Here is a 21,583-nt window from a genome sequence, read left to right on the forward strand (position 1 = left end):
CCCTGAGGCTCACGGCACGAGGCCGTCCAGCGTCGGGTTCTCGACGACGGGATAGCGCTCGCTCCCGACACCCACGTCCTTGAACCCGCTGGAGGTGGCGACGCAGACGACGGGCCCGTCGAAGTCGCGCCGCAGCCTGCGGTGCCCGGCCAGCCCGGCCGCCCCCGACAGCTCCTGCCACATCCCCTGCCGGGCCAGGTCGTGCTGCGCCCGCCGCATCTCCTCGTCGGTCACGAGCACCGCCTCGCCGCCGCTGTCGCGCACGGCCGCCACGCCCCGGTGCCCGCCGACCGGCCCCGCCAGGCTGTAGGCCTCGGTGGGCCCCAGCTCGACGATCGCGGCGGGCGCCCCGGTGGCCAGCGCCTTGGCATGGGGCCCGCCGGCGGCCGACTCGCAGGAGAACATCCGCGGCGCCTTCTCCGCCAGCCCGAGCAGCCGCAGCTCCACGAACCCCTTCCAGATGCCGTACAGCAGCTCGGCGTATCCGGTGGGCACGAAGACCGCCGCGGGTACCTCCCCGAGCTGCAGGAACAGCTCGTACGCGATCGTCTTGTAGCCCTCGGGCCCGAACGGGTGCCCGGTGTGCGTCACGGTCTGGTTGCTGACCGGGTGGTAGCCGAGCCGGTCGACGACCTCCCGCAGCAGCGGCCAGCGCGCCTCGACGGGGACGGACACGACCTTGGCCCCGTACGCCCGCGCGAACGCCTGCACGGCCGGCGGCGACTCCGCCGAGGCCAGCACGATCGCGGGCAGCCCGGCCCGGGCCGCGTAGGCGGCGGCGGAGGCCCCGTGGTTGCCGGAGGAGGCCACGACCACGCCCGGCGCGCCGCACGCGACGGCGGCGCTGACCGTGACGCGGTTGAGCCGGTCCTTGTGCGACCACGTCGGGTTGCGCGACTCGTCCTTGATGTAGACGTCACCGAGCCGAACCAGCGGCGTGCCGCCCTCGCCCAGCGTGGGCGCCTCCAGCGGCGGCAGCAGCGGCGCCCACCGCGCGAGGTCGGGGCCCGGCTCCTGGCCGAACAGGCCCCGATCCACCTTCGCGTAGTCGTAGACGACCTCCAGCGGATAGGCCAGCTCGGCGGTGCTGGTCTTGGGGCAGCCCCGCGTCAGTGGCGGGAACAGCGGGAACTCGGCCGAGGGGTCGCCCAGCGAGCGCTGGCGGAGGGCAAGCGAAGGTTGGTTCACGTGGATCGACCCTATCGAGCCTCGCAACCTAGAGTGAAAAGCTGCACACTCTAGTCATGTTGTGGGCAGGCAGGTCCGCCATCGAGATCGCGAGGGCCGTCCGGCACGGGGATGTCAAGGCCGCCACCGTCGTCGAGGAGCACCTTCACGCCATCTCGGAGCGGGATTCCAGAGTAGGGGCGTTCCGGCTGGTCAGGGAGCAGGCCGTGGACGAGGCGCGGCTGCTGCAGAAGCGGCGCGACCTGACCGACCTGCCGCTGGCCGGCGTGCCGGTGGCGGTCAAGGACAATCTCGAGGTGGCCGGGGAGGCCACGCGCGGCGGGTCAGCCGCCACCTCCGACGCGCCGGCGCCCGAGGACCACGCGACCGTGGCCCGCCTGCGGGCGGCCGGCGCCGTGGTCGTCGGACTGACGAACCTGCCGGAGCTGGGGCTCGTGGCGTTCGGCGACAGCGCGTACGGCATCGTGCGCAACCCCTGGAACCCCTCCCGCACGGCCGGCGGCTCGTCGGCGGGCAGCGCGGCGGCCGTGGCGGCGGGCATGGTGCCGCTCGCGCTCGGCAACGACGGCATGGGCTCGCTGCGCATCCCGGCGGCCTGCTGCGGCGTGCTGGCCATCAAGCCGGGCACCGGCCTGGTGCCGCCGCCGGCGAACGACTGGGAGCGGCTCACCGAGAACGGCCCGCTGGCCACGACCGTCCCGGACCTGGCGCTCGCGCTGTCCGTGCTGGCCGCGGACCCGTCGCTGGCGGAGGCGTGGCGCGGCGGCCGTCGGGTCGAGCCCCCGCCGCGCATGCTGCGCTCGGTCTGGGCGGACGACGACGAGGTGTGGGAGCCGCAACCGCCGCCGGCCAGCCCTGAGCCGTTCGACCTGCGGGTGGCCTACGCTCCCCAGCCGCTGCCGCCCGGCCTGCCGATGGACAAGGAGTTCCGGGCCGCGGTGCGCGGGGCGGCCGAGACGCTGCGGCTGGCCGGCCACACGGTGGTCGAGCACGAGCGCAGGCTGCCGGCCTGGCTCGGCCCGGCCACGATCGCGACCTGGCTGGTCAGGGCCGCCGAGGCCGCCGAGGGCCTGGAACGCGGGCGGCTGGAGCGCCGCACGCGGGGGCTCGCCCGCGCGGGCCGGGTGCTCGGCGCGCTCAAGCTGGACGGCGTACGCGGGCGGGAGCGCTGGAGCGGCTACGGCGCCGACCAGTGGTTCGGCGACGCGGACGCGCTGATCACGCCCGCCCTGGCCGCCATCCCGCCGAAGGCCGAGCGCTGGGGCGAGCGCGGCTTCCTGCGCAACGCGGGGAGCAACGTCCGGTACGCCCCCGCCACCGGCGCCTGGAACATGTGCGGCTGGCCCGCCATCACCGTCCCCCTCGCCACTCATTCCAGCGCGCTGCCCATCGGCGTGCAGCTCATCGCCCCGCCCGGCGGCGAGCCCCACCTGCTGGGCCTGGCCGCCCAGCTCCAGGCGGCCCACCCGCCGCTCCGACCGCCCGGCTTCTCGTTCTGATCCATAACAATCGCTTCTGACGATCAGAAGATCTATCTCTTGGACTTATAGGTTTCGCCTCGGCACCCTGGAAAGGAGACGTAAAGAGGGATTAATCATGCGATCTGTGCTGCACCGGAACGACTCCGGATACGACGCCGAACGAACCGGCTTCCACCTCCTCTCCTCCCACCGGCCCGACCTGATCGTCCCCGCCGCCACCCCCGAAGAGGTACGGCAGGCGGTGGCCCGCGCCGCGGCCGAGAGCCTGCCCGTCGCCGTCCAGGCCACCGGGCACGGCGTGCCCCTCCCCGCCTCCGGCGGCCTGCTCATCACCACCGGCCGGATGAACGCCGTCACCGTCGACCCGGCCACCGCCACCGCGCGGATCGAGGCCGGCGTGCGCTGGGACCAGGTCATCGCGGAGGCGGCCCGCCACGGCCTGGCCCCGCTGTCCGGCTCGTCCCCGGTCGTGGGCGCGGTCTCCTACACGCTGGGCGGTGGCCTCGGCCTGCTGGCCAGGCGCTACGGCTACGCCGCCGACCAGGTGCGGGCCGTGGACGTCGTCACGGCCGACGCCGAGCACCACCACGTCACCCCCGACAGCGACCCCGACCTGTTCTGGGCGCTGGTGGGCGGCCGGGGCAACTTCGGCGTGGCGACCGCGCTGGAGATCGGCCTGGTGCCGGTCGAGCGGTTGTACGGGGGCGCGCTCTATTTCGGGACCGACCTGGTCGAGACCGCCCTGCACACCTGGCGGGACTGGACCGGGTCGCTGCCGGACGAGATGACCTCGTCGATCGCCGTCATCCCCTTCCCCGACGTCGAGCAGGTGCCGGCGCCCTTCCGCGGCCGGACCGTGGCCCACGTCCGCATCGCGTACACCGGGGACGTAGCGGAGGGCGAGGAACTCGTCCGTCCCCTGCGGGCGATCGGCCCCCGGCTGGTGGATACGGTGGGCGAGCTGCCGTACACCGCGTCGGCCGCCATCCACAACGACCCCACCGAACCGGCCGGCTACTTCGCCACGCACTCCCTGCTGCGCGAGCTCCCGCCGGAGTCCCTGGACGCGCTGCTCGGCGTGCGCGGCGTGATCGAGGTGCGCCACCTCGGCGGCGCGCTGGCCAAGCCCCAGGGCGCGCCCAACTCGGTGGGCCACCGGGACGCGGCCTACTTCGCCGCCGTCCTGTCCCCCGGCCTCGCCCCCGGCACGGACCCGCGGGCCCTGCGCCCGGTCCACGAGGCCATCAGGGAGGCGCTGTCACCGTGGGCGACGGGCGGCCGGGTGCTGAACTTCCTGTACGGCGAGAACGCCGGCCCCGACGAGGTGCGCAGGGCGTACGAGCCGGCCGACTACGAGCGCCTGACCGAGCTGAAGTCCCGCTGGGACCCGGCGAACCTGTTCCGCCTGAACCACAACATCCCCCCGGCCTGAGCGGGCCGGAGGGACGCTGTGGTCAGATGCTGGTCAGATGTTGATCAGATGCCGACCGGGTGCCAGACGGTCTTCGTCTCCAGGAACCGCGTCATGCGGCCGATCCCCGGATCGGCCGCCCAGTCCTCCTGGACGGGCCGCAGGACCCGCTTGAGGTTCTCCGCCGCCGCCTGCTCGCAGCGCACCGCCAGGTCGGCGTCGGCGACCCCGGTCAGGTCGAGCCCGTTGACGTCCATGTGCGCCGCCAGCCACGGGGCCAGCTCGGCCTGCTGCCCGGTGAGGATGTTGACGACCCCGCCGGGCAGGTCGGAGGTGGCCAGGACCTCGGCCAGGGTGATCGAGGCGAGCGGCGAGGGCTCGGAGGCGACCACCACGCAGGTGTTGCCGGTCACGATCACCGGCGCGACCACCGAGACCAGCCCGAGCAGCGGGTCGGCGGGCGCCACGACGGCCACCACGCCGGTCGGCTCGGGCGAGGACAGGTTGAAGTAGGGCCCGGCCACCGGGTTCGCCGCCCCGTGCACCGAGGCGATCTTGTCGGACCACCCCGCGTACCAGACCAGCCGGTCCACGGCCGCGTCCACCTGCTCCAGCGAGGCCCGCTTGCCGCCGCCCACCTCCTCGGCGAGCTGCGCGCGCCGCCCCTCCAGCATCTCGGCGACGCGGTAGAGGATCTGCCCCCTGTTGTACGGGGTCGCGCCCGACCAGCCCGGGAACGCCTTGCGCGCGGCCACCACGGCGTCGCGGGCGTCCTTGCGCGAGGCCCGCGAGGCGTTGGCGAGGAAGTCTCCCTTGGCCGAGGTCACGGGGTAGGACCTTCCACTCTCAGAGCGCGGGAACGCCCCTCCGATGTACAGCTTGTAGGTCTTTCTGACGGACAACCTACTCATCGCCCCGACCCCTCCACGTGGACTCATGCGACATCTGGACCGGCGCGAAGACCTGCCCGCACCGGCTCACGCCGCAGCGGTGGGCGTACCAGCCGGTGCGTACGGGCCGGCCGGCCCGGGCGAAGGCGTGCCCCCTGGTGGCCTGGGCCCGCCGTTTCCCGCGACCGGCGCGGCGGTGGTCACACATCAAGGTAGGCCTCCAGCCCGTGGCGCCCGCCCTCGCGGCCGAAGCCCGACTCCTTGTAGCCGCCGAAGGGCGAGGCCGGGTCGAACTTGTTGAACGTGTTGGCCCAGACCACGCCGGCCCGCAGCCGGTCGGCCATCCACAGGATGCGCGAGCCCTTCTCGGTCCACACCCCCGCCGACAGCCCGTACGGCGTGTTGTTGGCCTTCTCCACCGCCTCGGCCGGCGTGCGGAAGCTCAGCACCGACAGCACCGGCCCGAAGATCTCCTCGCGGGCGATGCTGTGCGACTGCGCCACCCCGGTGAACAGCGTCGGCGGGAACCAGAAGCCCTTGCCGGGCAGCTCGCAGGCGGGCGACCAGCGCTCGGCCCCCTCCGACTCGCCGAGCTCGCTGAGCCGGCGGATCTTGGCGAGCTGCTCGGCCGAGTTGATCGCGCCGATGTCGGTGTTCTTGTCCAGCGGGTCGCCCAGCCGCAGCGTGCCCAGCCGGCGCTTGAGCGCGGCCAGCAGCTCCTCCTGGACCGACTCCTGCACCAGCAGCCGCGACCCGGCGCAGCACACGTGGCCCTGGTTGAAGAAGATCCCGTTGACGATCCCCTCCACGGCCTGGTCGATGGCGGCGTCCTCGAACACGATGTTCGCGGCCTTGCCGCCCAGCTCCAGGGTGAGCTTCTTGCCGGTGCCCGCGACGGTCCTGGCGATGATCCGGCCGACCTCGGTGGAGCCGGTGAAGGCCACCTTGTTCACGTCGGGGTGCGCCACCACGGCCGCGCCGGTCTCGCCCGCGCCGGTGACGATGTTCACCACGCCGGGCGGCAGGTCGGCCTGGCGGCAGATGTCGGCGAACAGCAGCGCGGTCAGCGGCGTCGTCTCGGCCGGCTTGAGCACCACCGTGTTGCCGCAGGCCAGCGCCGGCGCGATCTTCCAGGCCAGCATCAGCAGCGGGAAGTTCCACGGGATCACCTGCCCGGCGACGCCGAGCGGCTTCGTGCCGAACCCCCCGTATTCCAGCTTGTCGGCCCAGCCCGCGTAGTAGAAGAAGTGGGCCGCCACGAGCGGCAGGTCCATGTCGCGGGACTCGCGGATCGGCTTGCCGTTGTCGAGCGTCTCCAGGACGGCCAGCTCCCTGGCCCGCTCCTGGATGATCCGCGCGATGCGGAAGAGGTATTTCGCGCGCTCGGCGCCCGGCAGCGCGCTCCAGACGCCGAACGCCTTGCGCGCGGCCTGGACGGCGCGGTCCACGTCGTCGGAGGAGGCCGTGGCCACCTCGGCCAGCGTCTCCTCGGTGGCGGGATTGACGGTCTTGAAGGAGGGGCCGGAGCCGTCGACGAACTCACCGTTGATGAACAGCCCGTAGGAGGACTTCAGGTCAACGACGTCGCGCGACTCGGGGGCCGGTGCATATTCGAACATCGTCTAGTCCAGGGTGAAGTAGTCGGGACCCGCGTAGCGGCCGGTGGCCAGCTTCTGGCGCTGCATCAGCAGGTCGTTCAGCAGCGAGGAGGCGCCCAGCCGGAACCAGTCGGGGGTGAGCCAGTCGTCGCCGACCGTCTCGTTGACCAGCACCAGGTTCTTGATGGCGTCTTTGGTGGTGCGGATGCCGCCCGCCGGCTTCACGCCGACCTGGCGGCCGGTCGCGTCGCGGAAGTCGCGCACCGCCTCCAGCATGATCAGGGTCACCGGCGGCGTCGCGGCCGGGGCCACCTTGCCGGTGGAGGTCTTGATGAAGTCGCCGCCGGCCAGCATCGCCAGCCAGGACGCCCGGCGCACGTTGTCGTAGGTGGCCAGCTCGCCGGTCTCCAGGATCACCTTCAGGTGGGCCGGCCCGCAGGCCGCCTTCACCGCGACGATCTGCTCGTAGACCTTCATGTACTGCCCGGACAGGAACGCGCCGCGGTCGATCACCATGTCGATCTCGTCGGCGCCCGCCGCCACCGCCAGCGCGGTGTCGCTCACCTTGACCTCCAGCGAGGTGCGCCCGCTGGGGAACGCGGTGGCCACCGAGGCCACCTTGACGCCCGTACCCTTCAGCGCCTCTACGGCCACCGCCACCAGGTCGGGATAGACGCAGACGGCCGCCACCGAGGGCGCGTCGCCGCCGGGCCGCACGGCCTTGGCGCACATCGCGCGCACCTTGCCGGCCGTGTCGGCCCCTTCCAGGGTCGTCAGGTCCACCATGGAGATCGCCAGGTCGATGGCCTGCGCCTTGGCCGTGGTCTTGATCGAACGGGTGCCGAGCATCGCCGCCCGCTGGTCCGCGCCGACCCGGTCAACCCCGGGCAGGCCGTGCAGGAATGCTCGCAGCGCCGCGTCGGACGAGGCGACGTCCGCGAGCGAGGTAGTCACAGTTGACACCTAGACAGCATCGCCGACCAGGGCCTCTACCTCCAAACCGGACCACCTTAGGGCGCTCCTAGGGCATTGGAGCCCAGGTCCTAGGTATGCCGTAGGCGTTCGGGCCCGTGAAAGGCCCCGGAGATAAGGCATCCACCCGATGCGCCGGGCCGGGCCTTAGCCCGAGTCTTAAAGGTGTCAGGAAGAAGCACGAAATCGCAGGAGAAAAAGATGCATCCCGAGATCGAATACGAGCTCATGAAGAACCAGGCGAGCGAACTGCGCAAGGCCGCCGCCGAGCACCGCCGCGTACGGGAGGCCCAGAAGGGGAACAAGGCCGAGCGCCGCTCCTTCTTCGGCAAGCGCCGTTCCTCATGACCGCCCCAAGAGAGCCCGGCCACAATCTCCTTCGTGGCCGGGCCTCAATACCCCCATAAATCCGTCGTAAGCATCGGATGTGGCATGACATGCTGGATGACATGCGGGGACGATCTGTCAGTCCCGTCTTCGTCGGGCGGGAAGAGGAGCTGGCGGCTCTCTCTGAAAGTTTCGACGAGGCCCGAAAAGGCACGGTGACGGCCGTCCTGCTCGGAGGCGAGGCAGGAGTCGGCAAGACCCGGCTCGTCCAGCGCTTCGCCGAGCACTGTACGGCCGGCGGCGCCCACGTGCTGTTCGGGGGCTGCGTGGAGCTGTCGACCGAGGGCCTGGCGTACGCGCCGTTCACCGCCGCGCTCCGGCAGCTCGTCAGGGAGCACGGCCCGGCCGCCATCGCCGGGCTGCTGCCCGACGGCGCCGAGCGCGACCTCGCGCGGCTGCTGCCCGAGTTCGGCGAGCCCAGCGGCGACGGCGAGACCGACACCGGCCGCGCCCGCCTCTTCGAGCAGTTCCTCACCCTGCTGGAACGCCTCGCGGACAGCCGCCCCACCATCCTCGTCATCGAGGACATCCACTGGGCCGACCGCTCCAGCCGCGACCTCATCGCCTTCCTCAGCCGCAACCTGCACGCCCCGCAGGTGCTGATCGTCATGACCTACCGCTCCGACGACCTGCACCGCCAGCACCCGCTCAGGCCGGTGCTGGCCGAGCTGGGCCGGGTCCACGGCGTGCACCGGCTCGACCTGCCCCGCCTGTCGCGGGACGAGGTCGCCCAGCAGATGACCGCGATCCTCGGCAAGACCCCCGAATACGCCAAGGTCGAGAAGGTCTACGAGCGCAGCGAGGGCATCCCGCTCTTCGTCGAGGCCATGCTGGACAGCGGCGACGAGTGCACGTTCCCCGAGTCCATGCAGGACCTGATCCTCAGCTCCGTCGAGCGGCTGCCCGAGGAGACCCAGCGCGTGCTGCGCGTGGCCGCCGCCGGTGGCATCCGGGTGGGCCACGCGCTCCTGGCCGCCGTTAGCGGCCTGTCCGACGTCGAGCTGGAGACCGCGCTGCGCCCGGCCATCGCCGGCAACGTGCTGCAGATCGCCGACAACCGGGCCTACGTCTTCAGGCACTCCCTCATCCGCGAGGCCGTCCACGACGAGCTCCTGCCGGGCGAGCACCAGCGCCTGCACGCCAGGTTCGCCGAGGAGATCTCCAAGGACCGCGAGCTCGTCCCGCCCGGCCGCGCCGCCGTCGAGCTGGCACACCACTGGTACGGCGCCCGCGACGACCGCTGGGCCCTGATCTCCGCCTGGGAGGCGGCGCGCAAGTCGTACAAGGCGTTCGCGTACACCGAGGCCCTCCCGCTGCTCGAACGCGTGCTCATGCTCTGGGACCGGGTGCCCGACGCCGCCGAGCTCATCGGCACCGACCACACCGGCGTGCTGGAGCGGGCCTCCGAGGCCGCCAACGCCGGCGGTGACGTGGACAAGGGCGTCAAGTTCGTCAAGGCGGCCCTGTCCGAGCTGGACGAGGCCCAGGAGCCGGCGCGGGTGGCCCAGCTCATCGCGCGCCGGGCGGCGTTCAAGAACTCCAAGGGCCAGATCGGCGTCATCGACGACCTCAGGCACGCGCTGCGGCTCGTGCCCGACGACAGCCTCGACTGGGCCGAGGTCGTCATGCCGCTGAGCCGCCACCTGATGCTGAGAGGCGAGATCGACGAGGCCGGCGAGCTCATCGCCGAGGGCCTGCGCTGGGTCAGGGAGCACGGCGAGCGCTGCCTCGAAGGCGACCTGCTGCTGAACCTGGCACTCGGACACTCGCTCAACGGGCGGCTCGAGACCACGATCGCCATCAACGAGCAGGCGCTGGAGATCGGCCGGAGCGAGGGGTCCGGCCGCCTGACCACCCGGGCCATGGGCAACACCATCGACGTGCTCATCGACATGGGCCGCGCGGACGAGGCGCTGCGCATGGCGGAGGACGGCTGGCGGATCGCCAAGCAGTACGGCCGGTTGCGCGGCAGCGGCCTGTTCATCCTGAACAACTGGGCCGAGGTGCTCGACGCGCTCGGCCGCTGGGACGAGGCCATCGAGGTCGTCGACATGGCGCTCAGCCACGGCCCCGTCCTGCGCACCAGGTACTCCCTGCTGCGCGTCCGCGCCGACATCGCGCTGGCCAGGGGCGAGCTGCAGCTGGTCGAGGCCATCCTGGCCGAGATCGGGGTGTTCAAGGAACGCCCCCAGGAGTTCGTCCAGGACATCATCAGCAACGCCCGCCTGCGCATCGGCTGGTACCTGACCAGGGGCGAGCCGGGAGCGGCGCTGGGCGAGGCCGAACGCGTGCTCTCCTACCCCAAGCAGTCGAGCAAGGCCATGCTCGGCTGGCGGCTGCTCTCCCTGCTCCGCACGGTCTGCGACGCCGCCGAGGACGTCGAGCCGGAGCGGACCGCGGCGGTGCGCGGGCACGCCGCGGAGGTGGCCGCCGAGCTGTCGGTCATCGGGCCGGTCGTGGAGGCGTACCGGCTGTCGTACTCCGGCGACTTCGACGCCGCGGCGGCGGCCTGGGAGCGGCTCAGGCGCCCGCACAACCAGGCCAAGGCCCTGCTGCGGGCGGCCACGGCCGCCGCGCGGTGCGGCGATCGGGAGGGCGCGGCGACCCGGCTGAAGGCGGCGCTCCCGCTGGCGCGGGCGCTGCGCGCGACCCCGCTGGTGGAGGAGATCGAGGTTCTGTCGCGCCGGGTGGGCGGCCTCCAACCGGCGCAGGAGCCGTCGGAGCTGCTGACGCCGCGCGAGCTGGAGGTGCTGCGACTGGTGACGCAGGGACGTACCAACCGGGACATCGCGGCCGAGCTGTTCATCTCGGCGAAGACGGTGAGCGTCCACGTGTCCAACATCCTGGCCAAGCTGGGCGTCACCACGCGGGGCGAGGCGGCCGCGGCCGCCCACCGCCTGTCGCTGCTGTCCTAGTCGCTGCTGTCCTAGAGGAGGGCCTCACCCAGCAGCACCACACCGAAGATGGCGAATCCGGCCGCGGCGCCGTACTTGATGATCCGCTCGGGGAGGTGCCGGCCCAGCAGCCGCCCGACCAGGATGGCCAGCGCGTCTGCCGCCACCATGCCGACCGTGGAGCCGATCCAGGTGCCCACCCAGCCGTGCTGGGTGGCCAGCGTGATGGTGGCCAGCATGGTCTTGTCGCCCAGCTCGCTCAGGAAGAACGCCACGGTCACCGCGATCAGGGCGTTTCTGGTCGTGCGCTGGGCCTTGCGCGACTCCTCCTCGGTCAGCTCGTCACCGCGGAGCGTCCACGCGGCGAAGCCGATGAAGGCGAGGCCGGCCACGACGGAGATCGCCGTCGTCGGGAGCGCGTCGCCGATCAGGCCGCCCACCGCGACGCTGAGCAGGTGCACGACCGTCGTCGCGATCGTGATGCCCAGAATCACGGTCCAGGTCTTGAAACGGGTGGCGAACGTCATCGCCATGAGCTGGCTCTTGTCGCCGAGCTCCGCCACGAAGATGGCGACAAGGCTGATCCAGAACGCTTCCAAAGGGGGTCCTCTTCCGCGCGACCAGGCCGGAAGCAGGCACCCGGGGAGTTTTTCGGGCACGACTTCGGCCCGGCAGCGTCTTTGTCACATGACTGCCAGGCCGAAGGTCTCGTCCGCCCGTATGAGGCCCGCGCGACCGGGCGCCGAAGCGCCAGTGTGTCGATCACGCGATTGGGACTACTCCCCTTCGGTAATTCCAGAACACCATAACAGCCCCAGCAGGGTGCCTATTCCCCAAGGGTGCAGCCCACCAGCACCGGCTCGTTGACCAGCGTGACCCCGAACTTCTCGCGCACCCCGTCACGCACCTCCCTGGCCAGGGCCAGCAGGTCGCCGGTGGTGGCGCGCTCGGCCGGGTTGGTGAGGGCGAGGGTGTGCTTGGTCGAGATGCGTACGGGGCCGCGCTCGTAGCCCTTCGGGTAGCCCGCCTGCTCGATCAGCCACGCCGCGGGCACCTTGACCATCCCGCCGGGCAGCTCCCAGCGCGGATGCCCGGGAGCGCGGACGGCCAGCTCCTCGGCCTCCGCCGGCGTGAGGACCGGGTTGGTGAAGAACGAGCCCGCGCTGCGGGTGTCGGGATCGGCCGGGTCGAGCACCATGCCCTTGCCCCGCCGCAGCCCCAGGACGGCCTCCCGGGCCCGGTCGAGCGGCACCCGGCCGCCCGCCTCGGTGCCCAGCCGCCTGGCCAGCTCGTCGTAGACCACCGGACCGGACAGCTCCGAGATGTCCAGCGCGTACGTCACCGCCAGCACTACATATCGCGCCAGGTCGCGCTTGAAGACGCTGTCGCGGTAGGAGAACCCGCACTGCCGCGCCTCCAGGTCCACCACGTGCCTGGTGAGCCGGTCGTAGGCCCGCACGCACCTGATGGTCTGGGACACCTCCTGCCCGTAGGCGCCGACGTTCTGGATCGGCGTCGAGCCCACCAGACCCGGCACGCCGGACATGCACTCGATGCCCGACCAGCCCTCGGCCACCGCGCGGACCACCAGCCGGTCCCAGTCCTCACCCGCCTCGACCGTCACGACGGCCTGCTCGCCGTCGCGCGAGACGGCCAGGCCCTCGGTGGCGACCCTGATGACCAGCCCGTCGAACCCCTCGTCGGACACGACCACGTTGCTGCCCCCGCCGAGCACCAGCGTGGGCACGGCCTTCCGGTCGGCCTCGGCGATCAGGGACACGAGCTGCTCCGCCGAGGTCGCCTCGGCGAAGTCGCGGGCGGGCCCGCCCAGGCGCAACGTGGTGTACGGCGCGAGCATCTCCATGAGCAACTAGCTTATGAGGCGCGCAGCATGCGCAGCACCCCGTCATAGTTGCGCCGGGACTCCCGGTCCGAGTAGGCGGAGGAGACGTCGTGCCGGCCCAGCAGCGCCACGGGCAGCGGCTCGTGGGGCACGACCAGGTCGCCGGGCAGGGCCAGCGAGAGCTCCAGATCTGCGTACCGGCCGTAGCAGGCGTCCTCGGGCAACGCGCCGATCGCCTGTGCCCTGCGTACGGCGATGAGCTCCCCGACCAGCGCCAGCACCTTCCCGGGGCCCGCCGTCCGCCACTCGGGCCCCGTGCCGCCGGGCCCTTCCCGCCACTCCGGAATCACGCCCACACTGGTCCGCGCCGCGCCGCCGTCGGCCGCCTCCACGCCCTTCCAGCCGGCCGCCATCGCGCCCTCCACCACCGCCGCGACCAGCGGGGTCAGGGCGTCGCCACGCAGGACCACGTTCGTCTCCATCAGCACGTGCACCTCGGCCTCGTCCAGCCGCAGCAGCTTGCCCCGGCTCTCGCCCCAGGTCGCCGTGCCGCCCCGCCAGTGCGGCGCCTCGGCCACGTGCCAGCCGGCGATCCGCTCCGGGTGCCGCTCGCACAGCTCGTCCAGCACCTCGCCGGCCCCGTCCACGTTGCCCAGGTCGAGGGCGAGCACCCGCGCCCCGGTGTGGTCGATCACCGACTGCAGGCACGCCCTGACGTCCTCCGGCCAGCCGTCCACGAGCAGGCCCACGCTGACCGTGACGTCCTTGGTCTCCACGCGCTGCCGCTCGGTGTTGACGCCCAGGTCGTCGAGGCGGTTGGTGGCCAGCGTGCCGTCCCAGACGCGCTGGGCGTGCAGCATGCCGTACCCCGGGTCGCCGTGCTGCCCAGGGTCGCCGGAGAAGCCCAGCTCGGCGGCGGGGTTCAAGCTGGCGTGCGCTCCGCCGGCGCGGGTGCCACGTGACCGGGCCCCGGCCGTGCCGACCCCGGTCGCCGGGCCACCCGCCGGGGCGCCCGTCCCGGCGACCGGCGGGCCGCCCGTCGTGTCGCGCCCGGTGCCCGAGCCACCCGCCACCTGCTCGGCCCGCGCGGGCCGCAGCCGCCCCGGGGGCTTGCCATCGGTCACGGCGGAGACGGGGATCGATCGAACCGTGGGCCAGACCCTGCGCGCAGCATCACTCATACGGACACGCGCTACCCGCGAGCCGCCCGCCATATCATCCGGCTCAGGAGAGCTGGACCACCGCCCTGGCCTTCGACAGCACGCGCGCGTCGCCCGACCTGGCGGTGAGCCCGATGACCACCCTCTTGTCCTCGAGCTTCTCCTCCACCACCCCGCTGACCGAGATCGTGGCGCCCTGATCGTCGTCGGGCACGACCACCATCGACGAGAACCGCACCCCGAAGTCCACCACCGCGCCGGGGTCGCCCGCCCAGTCGGTGACGAACCGCCCGGCCTGCGCCATCGTGTACATGCCGTGCGCGATCACGTCGGGCAGCCCGACCATCCTGGCGAAACGCTCGTTCCAGTGGATCTGGTTGAAATCCCCCGAGGCTCCGGCGTACATCACCAGGTTGAGCCTGCGCACGTCGTAGTCCACGGCCGGGATCTCCTGCCCGACCTCGACCTGGTCGTACTTCACCGTGGCGGTCATCTCAGCCGGCCCCTCCACGCTCGACGATCGTGTTGTACGTGACGCACACCGGCTCGCCCTCGACCGTGGACACGTCACTCCTGACGGTCAGCAGCTCGTTGCGGCCGGCGGTGCGGATGTCGGTGATCGTGGCGGTCGCGACCAGCTCGTCACCGGCGTGGATGGGGCGGGCGTACTCGAAACGCTGCTCGCCGTGGACCACCATGGCGAGGTTCAGCCCCAGGTCGGGGTCGACCAGCGCCTCGCCACCGGCCTGCAGGCTGAACACGATGGGGAACGTGGGCGGCGCGATCACGTCGGGGTAGCCGGCCGCCTGGGCGGCCTCCCTGTCGCGGTAGAGCGGGTTGTGGTCGCCGATCGCGGCGGCGAACTCCCTGATCTTCACCCGGCTCACCTCGTAAGGAGAACTCGGCGGGTAGGTTCTGCCCACGAAGTCACGGTTCAAGGCCATCAATGCTCCCTCGCGTCCGTCCCAGCGCTGCTGAGGCCGACGCTAACAGAACAAGGTTCGGCTGTCGCCGGTCATGGCGTGCTCTTTGCCAGGGCGCGGATCAGGCCCCCGTCCGCCGGGCCCGGCAGGGGGACAGACACGACGAACCGGCGCCCTGCGTGGGGACGCCGGTTGTGCGATATGGAGGATGTGGGGCAGAAGCCCTGCCCGGAGAACCTAGCGGGTCTCGCGGTGCGCGCGGTGGCAGCGGCAGTTGGGGCAGTACTTCTTCAGCTCAAGCCGATCCGGGTCGTTGCGCCGGTTCTTCCGCGTGATGTAGTTGCGGTGCTTGCACTCCTGGCAGGCCAGCGTGATCTTCGGCCTAACGTCTGTGGCAGCCACTTGGGAGTGCCTTTCTACGTTCGGGACATGGACACGCCCGTACCCAGGCCGGTGGACCTGGGATTGGGCAGTAGCGGAGGCCGGACTTGAACCGGCGACACAACGATTATGAGCCGTTTGCTCTGCCTGACTGAGCTACTCCGCCTTTGAGCCGGAACGACCCGGCCCGTAGAGGATACCCGACACCGTGAGCACATTCGTAACTCACCCGATCGGGTGGGGTGCTCCCAGTATGCCTCAGGAACCCCCGACAACCGAAATCAATAAGCGACAGCCCCGTCTGCCGCCTCCATGCGGGACATCAGCGTAGCAGCGGGCAACATCCACCGCGAACCCCCACACAGCCGCCCGCAACAGCGAACGCCCGGCTCCAAGACTCTTGGACCGGGCGTCTTCTCTGCAGGATGCGAGCCCCCAAACGGAATCGAACCGTTGACCTTCTCCTTACCATGGAGACGCTCTGCCGACTGAGCTATAGGGGCCTGTCCGGCGCTGCGGACAGGTGTAACCATACACGGCACTCAGCGATGATGCGAACTCGTTCTGGCCCCCGGCGGCACCTCCGCCGGCCGCCGCGCGGGAAGATCGATCACCTCGCACAGATCGGCCAGATCGACGTGCCTGGCCACCTCCGCCACAGAGGTGCAGTCGGCGACCAGCCACCCGTTCCTGCGCACCCGCAGCACCTGCCGCCCGGCCCGCACGGCGCCCACGACCTCGTAGCCGTCGAGACCGACCCATCGCCTGTCCATAGCGGCACAGATTAGCCGTGGGGTCTCTCAATTTCTGCCACGCCACACGCGTTACAGGCATACCGAATCGGTACGAGTCGGAACCTCAGTACCGGTAGAACCCCGCGAAACCCTTCTTCCCCGCGATGTCGTCGATGCGCACGACGGCCCCGGTCTCGGGCGCGTTCATCATCTTCCCCGCGCCCAGGTAGATGCCCACGTGGTGGGTCCTGACGGACCTCTTCGTGACCTTCCCGAAGAACACCAGGTCCCCGGGCCTGGCCGAGGAGACCCGGCGCATCTTCCGCACGTGGTCGTCGGTGTTCCCGGGCCCCAGCACGTCCTCGCCGTGCGCCAGCGCGTACACCCACCGCGCGAACCCCGAGCAGTCCAGCCCGCGCGTCCTGGCGGCCGGGCAGGGCCTGATCTTCCCCCTGTAGCCCCTGCACGTCCCCTTGGACGGGCCGGGGTCCGAGCTGTGGCCGCCGCCCCACGAGTACACGATCCCGCGCTGCTCGATCTCGTACGCGAGCCGCACGATCAGGGGCGGCGCCGGCAGGCCCAGGGGCACGGAAGCCGTGGCGGTCAGCAGGAGCAGCGCTACTGCCACGGTTAACCGGCGCTTCATCCCGCACCCCCTCAAAGCTCGGGCCCCTGGGATTCATCCTGCCTTATCCCGCTTTGAGGGTGAGTTTCACCGAACCGACCGTCACATACATGCCCACGGTGCCCTTCGTCTTCCTGGGCTTGGTGGTGAACGTGAACGTCACCTTCTCCCCGCGCGGCAGCTCCCCGATCCGGCACGACACCGCCGTGCCGCTGTACTTGCACCCCGGCGCCCGCACCACGCGCTGCCCGCCGAACGCCCGTCCCGACACCTTGACGTCCTTGACCGGGTGCGGCCCGGTGTTGGAGATCGTGACGGTGTAGGCCTTCCTGCTCCTGGCCGCGCCGGACACCTTCACCTCGGCGGGCGGGTTGGCCAGCGACTTGAGCTGGGACTCCGAGCCGTTAAACGCGTTCCCGCCGCCGACCAGCGGGCCCTTCTCGGCCGACTGCCAGAACGTGTGCTTCTTCCAGCTCTTCGGCAGCTCGCCCGGCTCGGTGCCCCAGCGGGCCAGCCAGAGCGGGTTGGACCTGAACTTGGTGGAGTCGCCCGTGCAGGTCTGCCACCAGCTCGTCGTGGTGTAGATGATCGCGTGCCGGCCGGTCGCCGCCCGGTACTTCTTGGTGAAGTCCTGGAGCCAGGTGACCATGTCCCCGACGGACAGGCCGTAACAGTTGTTCTTTCCGTTCTTGTCCTTGTACGGGTTGTCCTCGATATCGAGCACACCCGGCAGCGTTTGGCCGTCGCTGACCCAGTTGCCGCCGTTCTGGAGGAAATAGTCGGCCTGAGTTGTCCCATCGGATTCGTGCGGTTGCGCAAAGTGATACGCGCCGCGGATCAGGCCGGCCGCGGCGGCACCGCCATACTGGGCTTCGAAACGGGGGTTGCGGTAGTTCGTCCCCTCGGTGGCGTGCACGAACGCGAACTTCCCGCCCCCGGAGGCCACGCCCTGCCAGTCGATGTCGCCGGTCCAGTTGCTGACGTCCACCCCGGGTACTCCATCGGCCGCCTCGGCGACCCCGGTCATACCGACCATAGCAATTACCGCAAATAACAACAGACGTTTCACGCCGGAGATCATTGCGGAGTTACGCACAATTCCGCAAGCCCAGAAATATCCACCGCTTTTGACGTATCAACCCAATAGACCGGTCCGAGCCCCAGCGGCCGTCCCCAGCCGCCGGCTCCACTCGCGCCCGTCCACGCCGTCCGGCCTTTCGAGCACGTCGGCCAGCGTCTCCTCGATCGCGTCCTTGCTGAAGACGGGCGGGCCGAGCGCCTCCCCCAGCGCCCGCGCCGGCGTCGTCTCGGCACATGCTGGGGATGCTGGCAGAGCCATGTGTGGAAGTCGTGCGGAAATCGTGCGGACGTGGCAAAGAAACCGCACTTCAGGGGCCGGAAACTCGCCACGTCAGAGGCGGCGTCCCCGACGGTGTTTCCGCAGGTGGGGGCGGTATATGAACGTAACATTCGCGTTTGCCAAACCGGGTTAGTCCTGCCCAAACTGGATTCGATCCTCGACTGCGGCCCCGACCAGGGGTTTCTTCGCCATGCCCGGAGGAGACCGACCATGATCCATGCCCGGGGACTGACCCGAGTGTTCAAAGTGAAGAAGAAGGAGACCGTAGAAGCCGTACGCGGGATAGACCTCGACGTGGAGGCCGGCCAGCTCGTGGCGTTCCTGGGGCCGAACGGCGCCGGCAAGTCCACCACGCTGCGCATGCTCACCACCCTCCTGCCGCCCACGTCCGGCACCGCCTCCGTGGCCGGCCACGACGTGGCCACGGACCCGGCGGCCGTGCGGGCCCGCATCGGGTACGTGGGGCAGCGCAACAGCGCGGGAGAGGACTTCCTCGTCCGCGACGAGCTCGTCACCCAGGGCCGCTGCTACGGCCTGCGCCCCAAAGAGGCGGCCACCCGCGCCGACGAGCTGCTCGACCTGCTGGACCTGACACCGCTGGCCAAGCGGGTGCCCGGCACGCTGTCAGGGGGCCAGCGCCGCCGCCTGGACATCGCCCTGGGCCTCATCCACCGCCCCGACCTGCTCTTCCTCGACGAGCCCTCGACCGGGCTCGACCCGAAGAGCCGCGCGGAGATCTGGGAGCACATCCTGCGCCTGCGCGAGACGTACGGGACGACCTTGTTCCTGACCACCCACTACCTGGAGGAGGCCGACAACATGGCCGAACGGGTGGTGATCATCGACGGCGGGCGGATCATCGCGGACGGCACCGCGGGACAGCTCAAGAACGACCTGGCCGGGGACCACATCACCATCACCACCAGCACCCCGCAGGAGGCGGAGCAGGCCGCCCGGATCGGCGACGGGACCGCGGACGGCACCACCGTGCGCCTCAAGGTCGCCCAGGCCACCGCCGCGCTGCCCGACTACCTGCGCACCCTCGATGCCGCCGGCATCAAGGTCACCACCGCCGAGACCACCCGCCCCACCCTCGACGACGTGTTCCTGCGCCTTACCGGGAGAAGCCTCACCGATGACGACATTCCTGCGTGACACCACCACCATCTTCTCCCGCGAGTTCAAGCCGAGCCTGCGCAACCCCGCCGCGCTGCTGTTCGAAATGGGACAGCCGCTGCTGTTCCTGTTCCTGTTCGGGTCGCTGCTGGGCGGGGCGGTCGGCTCGTCCTGGCAGTGGTTCGTGCCCGGGATCCTCGTCATGATGTGCCTGACGGGGCCCATGAGCGCCGGCTACACGCTGCTGGTGGAGCTGATCGGGGGCGCGATGGAGCGGCTGATGGTCACGCCGCTGAACCGGACCGCGATGCTGGTCGGCAAGAGCATGAAGGCCATGCTCGTCCTCCTCGTGCAGGCGGTGCTGATCATCGTCCTGGCGCTCCCCCTGGGCTTCGAGCTGCACACGGCGGGCGTGCTGGCGGGGCTGGCCCAGCTCGTGGTGTTCGGGGTTGGCCTTGGGGCGCTCTCCTTCGTCCTGGCCATCAAGTCGGCGCCGGGCGGGACCCTGTTCTACATCGTCAGCCAGTCGATCCTCTTCCCGCTGCTGCTGCTCTCGGGCGTGCTGCTGCCGCTGGAAAGCGCTCCCGGGTGGCTGCGGGTGATGGGGCAGGTCAACCCGGTCACGTACATCGTGGACGCCCAGCGGGCGCTCTTCGCCGGCAACCTGACCGACCCTTCGGTCCTGTACGGTACCGTCGCCGCCTGCGCCATCGCCGCGGTCGGCCTCTATCTGGGCAACCGCAGTCTGCGCCGGGGAGTCTGAGCCTCGCTTTGACATCCGATTCGGATGGCGATGACAGTGAGGAACTATGACTCACACGGTGAAGGCGACGACCACGGTGCCCTGGATCCCGGTGGCGCATCGCCTGGACCTGATCCTCACTGACACCCTCCCGCCCGCCGGCGCGACCACGTCGGCGTTCGCGTTCGTCTCGGACGAGGCCGGCCGGACCCTCATGACGTACGTGGACCGGGAGGGCCGCGGGTGGGACATCCCGGGCGGCCACCTCGATCCTGGCGAGGGCGCCACCGAGGCGGCGGCCCGGGAGCTCTACGAGGAGACGGGCCTTCACCTGCCGCCCTCCGCCCTGTCGATCTTCGCCTGGCAGCGCATCGAGCTCCTGGAGCCGCCTCCGGCGGGCTACCGCTACCCGGCGCTGGCGTACATGGCGATGTTCCGGGCCACGCTGCCGGGGCCGGGCTCCCCGACCCGGCCGCCCGAGGGCTCGGAGAGCACCCGTGCCGACTGGCTCCCCCGGGCCGACATCGAGCGCCTCTGCGGCCGGCGCACGTGGCTGGTCCTGCTGGACGGTTCGGCCCCGCTCTAGGCGGTGCGGGCGCGCTCCAGGTCGCCGTCGGGGCGGTAGAGCCGTTCGGGGATCCGGGCGAGCGTGGAGTGGTGCACCTGGGGGGTCAGCCCGTACAACTTCTGGAAGCTCATGATCAGCGGCCGCCACGCGTCGGGGTCGACGTGGTCGTCCGTGCCCGCCAGGCGGATCTCGTCGTGCACCCAGACGCGCTGCACCCGTACCTCGAACGCCACCACGCCTCCGTCGTCCCCCACGGGGTGGTGGCGCTCGACCACGGCCTCCATCGCGACCGGGCACTCGGCCACCCGCGGCGGGGTCACCGTCTCGGAGGCCACGGGCGTGAGCCCGGCCCGCCCGAACTTGTCCGGCACGAACCGGTACCCCCGCTGCTCCTTCCGCGCGGGGACGGGGTCGGAGCCGGTGGTGAGCGCCAGCCGGTCGACCGCGGCCGCGAGCGCGTCGGACGGCAGGTTCAGCACGCACTCACCGGTCCTGAGCAGGTTCTGGGCCGTCTTGGCCCGGACCCCCAGCCCCAGCACGGCCCGCCACCCCAGCCAGAACGCCGACGACATGGGGGCCAGGTTGGGCGTCCCGTCCTCGTTCGAGGACGAGATCAGGACCACGGGGGTGCCGAAGTAGAGGATGTTCGGTTCGATAGCGGTGTGCGTGGCGACAACAGTGCTCATGCCCTCCACTGTCGCGCCGGGCCCGCCCCGGACGCTGGCGACCTTCGGACGTCTCGTTCGAGCCGGTGCATGATGGTCGAATGAGCTGGCGCGCGCCGCAAGTCACCCGGATGGGCCAACAGTTCTCGGTCATGGAGGCGGGCGAGCGCGCGGTCGCGGACGCCTGGCTCGACGCCCACCGCGAGACCCTGCTCTGGAAATGCGCGGGCCTGACCGCCGAGCAGCTCAGACGGCGCTGGGTCGAGCCGTCGAACCTGTCGCTGCTCGGCCTGGTCCGCCACATGGCCGAGGTGGAGCGCGACTGGTTCCGTGCCAGGTTCGCCGGGGAGCGGGTCCCCTACCTCTACTGCACCGACGACAACCTGAACGCGGAGTTCGACGGGGTGGACACGGCCGACGCGGAGTCGGCGTACGCGACCTACCTCGACGAGATCGCCCAGGTCCGCCGGACCCTCGCCGGCCGCTCCCTGGACGAGACCTTCACCGACCCGAGACGCAGGATCACCATGTCGCTCCGCTGGGTCTACTCGGTCATGATCCAGGAGTACGCCCGCCACAACGGCCACGCCGACCTCCTCCGCGAGCGCATAGACGGCGCCACCGGCCACTGAACCGCCGGTCACC

Annotated in this window: 23 protein-coding genes and 2 tRNA genes; 8 read left to right on the plus strand and 17 right to left on the minus strand. The window is 71.1% G+C overall.

Features of this window, described 5'->3' with window-relative positions; all coding sequences use genetic code 11:
- Positions 1 to 9: 9 nt before the first annotated feature.
- Entirely contained in the window at positions 10 to 1,188 is a 1,179-nt protein-coding gene (locus ACTWPW_RS18935; RefSeq protein WP_375114806.1) for a threonine synthase, read from the minus strand.
- A 56-nt stretch (positions 1,189 to 1,244) separates the two neighbouring features.
- Here ACTWPW_RS18935 and ACTWPW_RS18940 point away from each other — a divergent pair, with 56 nt between their 5' ends.
- Both ACTWPW_RS18940 and ACTWPW_RS18945 read left to right on the plus strand, forming a co-directional pair.
- Positions 1,245 to 2,687 carry an amidase gene (locus tag ACTWPW_RS18940; protein ID WP_443169438.1) on the plus strand — a complete coding sequence of 481 codons (1,443 nt, stop codon included), beginning with the start codon at positions 1,245 to 1,247 and terminating at the stop codon, positions 2,685 to 2,687.
- A gap of 97 nt (positions 2,688 to 2,784) precedes the next feature.
- Positions 2,785 to 4,101 carry an FAD-binding oxidoreductase gene (locus tag ACTWPW_RS18945; RefSeq protein WP_443169439.1) on the plus strand — a complete coding sequence of 439 codons (1,317 nt, stop codon included), beginning with the start codon at positions 2,785 to 2,787 and terminating at the stop codon, positions 4,099 to 4,101.
- A 44-nt stretch (positions 4,102 to 4,145) separates the two neighbouring features.
- On the opposite strand, the gene ACTWPW_RS18950 is transcribed toward ACTWPW_RS18945, so the two are convergent.
- The 3 genes from ACTWPW_RS18950 to deoC form a co-directional block, all read right to left on the minus strand.
- Entirely contained in the window at positions 4,146 to 5,018 is an 873-nt protein-coding gene (locus ACTWPW_RS18950) for an aldehyde dehydrogenase family protein (protein ID WP_443169440.1), read from the minus strand.
- 152 nt (positions 5,019 to 5,170) lie between these two features.
- Positions 5,171 to 6,589 carry an aldehyde dehydrogenase family protein gene (locus ACTWPW_RS18955; RefSeq protein ID WP_443169441.1) on the minus strand — a complete coding sequence of 473 codons (1,419 nt, stop codon included), beginning with the start codon at positions 6,587 to 6,589 and terminating at the stop codon, positions 5,171 to 5,173.
- Between the two features lie 3 nt (positions 6,590 to 6,592).
- Positions 6,593 to 7,522, minus strand: coding sequence for a deoxyribose-phosphate aldolase (gene deoC / locus ACTWPW_RS18960; RefSeq protein ID WP_375114801.1), 930 nt, complete (start codon positions 7,520 to 7,522; stop codon positions 6,593 to 6,595).
- 219 nt (positions 7,523 to 7,741) lie between these two features.
- Between deoC and ACTWPW_RS18965 the strand changes: the two genes are divergently transcribed.
- Both ACTWPW_RS18965 and ACTWPW_RS18970 read left to right on the plus strand, forming a co-directional pair.
- Positions 7,742 to 7,888, plus strand: a complete 147-nt coding sequence (locus ACTWPW_RS18965; protein WP_375114800.1) for a hypothetical protein — start codon at positions 7,742 to 7,744, stop codon at positions 7,886 to 7,888.
- Positions 7,889 to 7,989: 101 nt separating this feature from the next.
- Complete coding sequence (locus ACTWPW_RS18970) at positions 7,990 to 10,842, plus strand: ATP-binding protein (RefSeq protein WP_443169442.1); 2,853 nt, start codon at positions 7,990 to 7,992, stop codon at positions 10,840 to 10,842.
- Between the two features lie 11 nt (positions 10,843 to 10,853).
- Here the strand turns inward: ACTWPW_RS18970 and ACTWPW_RS18975 are convergent, their stop codons facing one another.
- From ACTWPW_RS18975 to ACTWPW_RS19030, 12 genes are all read right to left on the minus strand, one after another.
- Complete coding sequence (locus ACTWPW_RS18975) at positions 10,854 to 11,420, minus strand: TMEM165/GDT1 family protein (protein ID WP_375114798.1); 567 nt, start codon at positions 11,418 to 11,420, stop codon at positions 10,854 to 10,856.
- Positions 11,421 to 11,647: 227 nt separating this feature from the next.
- Positions 11,648 to 12,685, minus strand: coding sequence for a UDP-N-acetylmuramate dehydrogenase (locus tag ACTWPW_RS18980; protein WP_375114797.1), 1,038 nt, complete (start codon positions 12,683 to 12,685; stop codon positions 11,648 to 11,650).
- A gap of 11 nt (positions 12,686 to 12,696) precedes the next feature.
- Positions 12,697 to 13,788 carry a hypothetical protein gene (locus tag ACTWPW_RS18985; protein ID WP_443169443.1) on the minus strand — a complete coding sequence of 364 codons (1,092 nt, stop codon included), beginning with the start codon at positions 13,786 to 13,788 and terminating at the stop codon, positions 12,697 to 12,699.
- A 100-nt stretch (positions 13,789 to 13,888) separates the two neighbouring features.
- Positions 13,889 to 14,317 carry a MaoC family dehydratase gene (locus ACTWPW_RS18990; RefSeq protein ID WP_364127570.1) on the minus strand — a complete coding sequence of 143 codons (429 nt, stop codon included), beginning with the start codon at positions 14,315 to 14,317 and terminating at the stop codon, positions 13,889 to 13,891.
- Position 14,318: 1 nt separating this feature from the next.
- Positions 14,319 to 14,768, minus strand: coding sequence for a MaoC family dehydratase N-terminal domain-containing protein (locus tag ACTWPW_RS18995; protein WP_364127572.1), 450 nt, complete (start codon positions 14,766 to 14,768; stop codon positions 14,319 to 14,321).
- Between the two features lie 216 nt (positions 14,769 to 14,984).
- Positions 14,985 to 15,149, minus strand: coding sequence for a 50S ribosomal protein L33 (gene rpmG, locus ACTWPW_RS19000; RefSeq protein WP_019632658.1), 165 nt, complete (start codon positions 15,147 to 15,149; stop codon positions 14,985 to 14,987).
- 71 nt (positions 15,150 to 15,220) lie between these two features.
- A tRNA-Met gene (locus ACTWPW_RS19005) sits at positions 15,221 to 15,294 on the minus strand.
- 264 nt (positions 15,295 to 15,558) lie between these two features.
- Positions 15,559 to 15,631, minus strand: a tRNA-Thr gene (locus ACTWPW_RS19010).
- A 39-nt stretch (positions 15,632 to 15,670) separates the two neighbouring features.
- Positions 15,671 to 15,901, minus strand: coding sequence for a transposase (locus tag ACTWPW_RS19015; protein ID WP_364127574.1), 231 nt, complete (start codon positions 15,899 to 15,901; stop codon positions 15,671 to 15,673).
- Positions 15,902 to 15,986: 85 nt separating this feature from the next.
- Entirely contained in the window at positions 15,987 to 16,508 is a 522-nt protein-coding gene (locus ACTWPW_RS19020; RefSeq protein ID WP_443169444.1) for a C40 family peptidase, read from the minus strand.
- 43 nt (positions 16,509 to 16,551) lie between these two features.
- Positions 16,552 to 17,514 (minus strand): GH25 family lysozyme, encoded by a 963-nt coding sequence (locus ACTWPW_RS19025; protein ID WP_375114678.1) that lies wholly within the window; start codon positions 17,512 to 17,514, stop codon positions 16,552 to 16,554.
- 108 nt (positions 17,515 to 17,622) lie between these two features.
- Entirely contained in the window at positions 17,623 to 17,826 is a 204-nt protein-coding gene (locus tag ACTWPW_RS19030) for a hypothetical protein (RefSeq protein ID WP_443169445.1), read from the minus strand.
- Positions 17,827 to 18,057: 231 nt separating this feature from the next.
- Here ACTWPW_RS19030 and ACTWPW_RS19035 point away from each other — a divergent pair, with 231 nt between their 5' ends.
- Genes ACTWPW_RS19035 through ACTWPW_RS19045 form a run of 3 tightly spaced genes read left to right on the plus strand, consistent with a single transcriptional unit; the run spans position 18,058 to position 20,291 of the window.
- Positions 18,058 to 19,002, plus strand: a complete 945-nt coding sequence (locus ACTWPW_RS19035; RefSeq protein ID WP_375114676.1) for an ATP-binding cassette domain-containing protein — start codon at positions 18,058 to 18,060, stop codon at positions 19,000 to 19,002.
- On the plus strand, positions 18,983 to 19,726 hold the full coding sequence (locus ACTWPW_RS19040) for an ABC transporter permease (RefSeq protein WP_375114675.1): 744 nt from the start codon (positions 18,983 to 18,985) through the stop codon (positions 19,724 to 19,726). Before ACTWPW_RS19035 ends, ACTWPW_RS19040 begins: the two co-directional genes overlap by 20 nt.
- Positions 19,727 to 19,772: 46 nt before the next feature.
- Positions 19,773 to 20,291: an NUDIX hydrolase gene (locus tag ACTWPW_RS19045; protein WP_375114674.1), complete on the plus strand. Its 519-nt coding sequence runs from the start codon at positions 19,773 to 19,775 to the stop codon at positions 20,289 to 20,291.
- Here ACTWPW_RS19045 and ACTWPW_RS19050 read toward each other — a convergent pair.
- A complete protein-coding gene (locus ACTWPW_RS19050) occupies positions 20,288 to 20,959 on the minus strand; it encodes a flavin reductase family protein (RefSeq protein ID WP_443169446.1) in 672 nt (223 codons plus the stop codon). The two genes, ACTWPW_RS19045 and ACTWPW_RS19050, sit on opposite strands and share 4 nt — an antisense overlap.
- 80 nt (positions 20,960 to 21,039) lie before the next feature.
- Between ACTWPW_RS19050 and ACTWPW_RS19055 the strand changes: the two genes are divergently transcribed.
- The gene (locus ACTWPW_RS19055; protein WP_443169447.1) at positions 21,040 to 21,570 is read left to right on the plus strand and encodes a DinB family protein; all 531 of its coding nucleotides are present in this window, start codon (positions 21,040 to 21,042) and stop codon (positions 21,568 to 21,570) included.
- The last annotated feature ends 13 nt before the right edge of the window (positions 21,571 to 21,583 follow it).

It is taken from the genome of Nonomuraea sp. KM90 (assembly GCF_052246675.1).
GTDB lineage: Bacteria > Actinomycetota > Actinomycetes > Streptosporangiales > Streptosporangiaceae > Nonomuraea.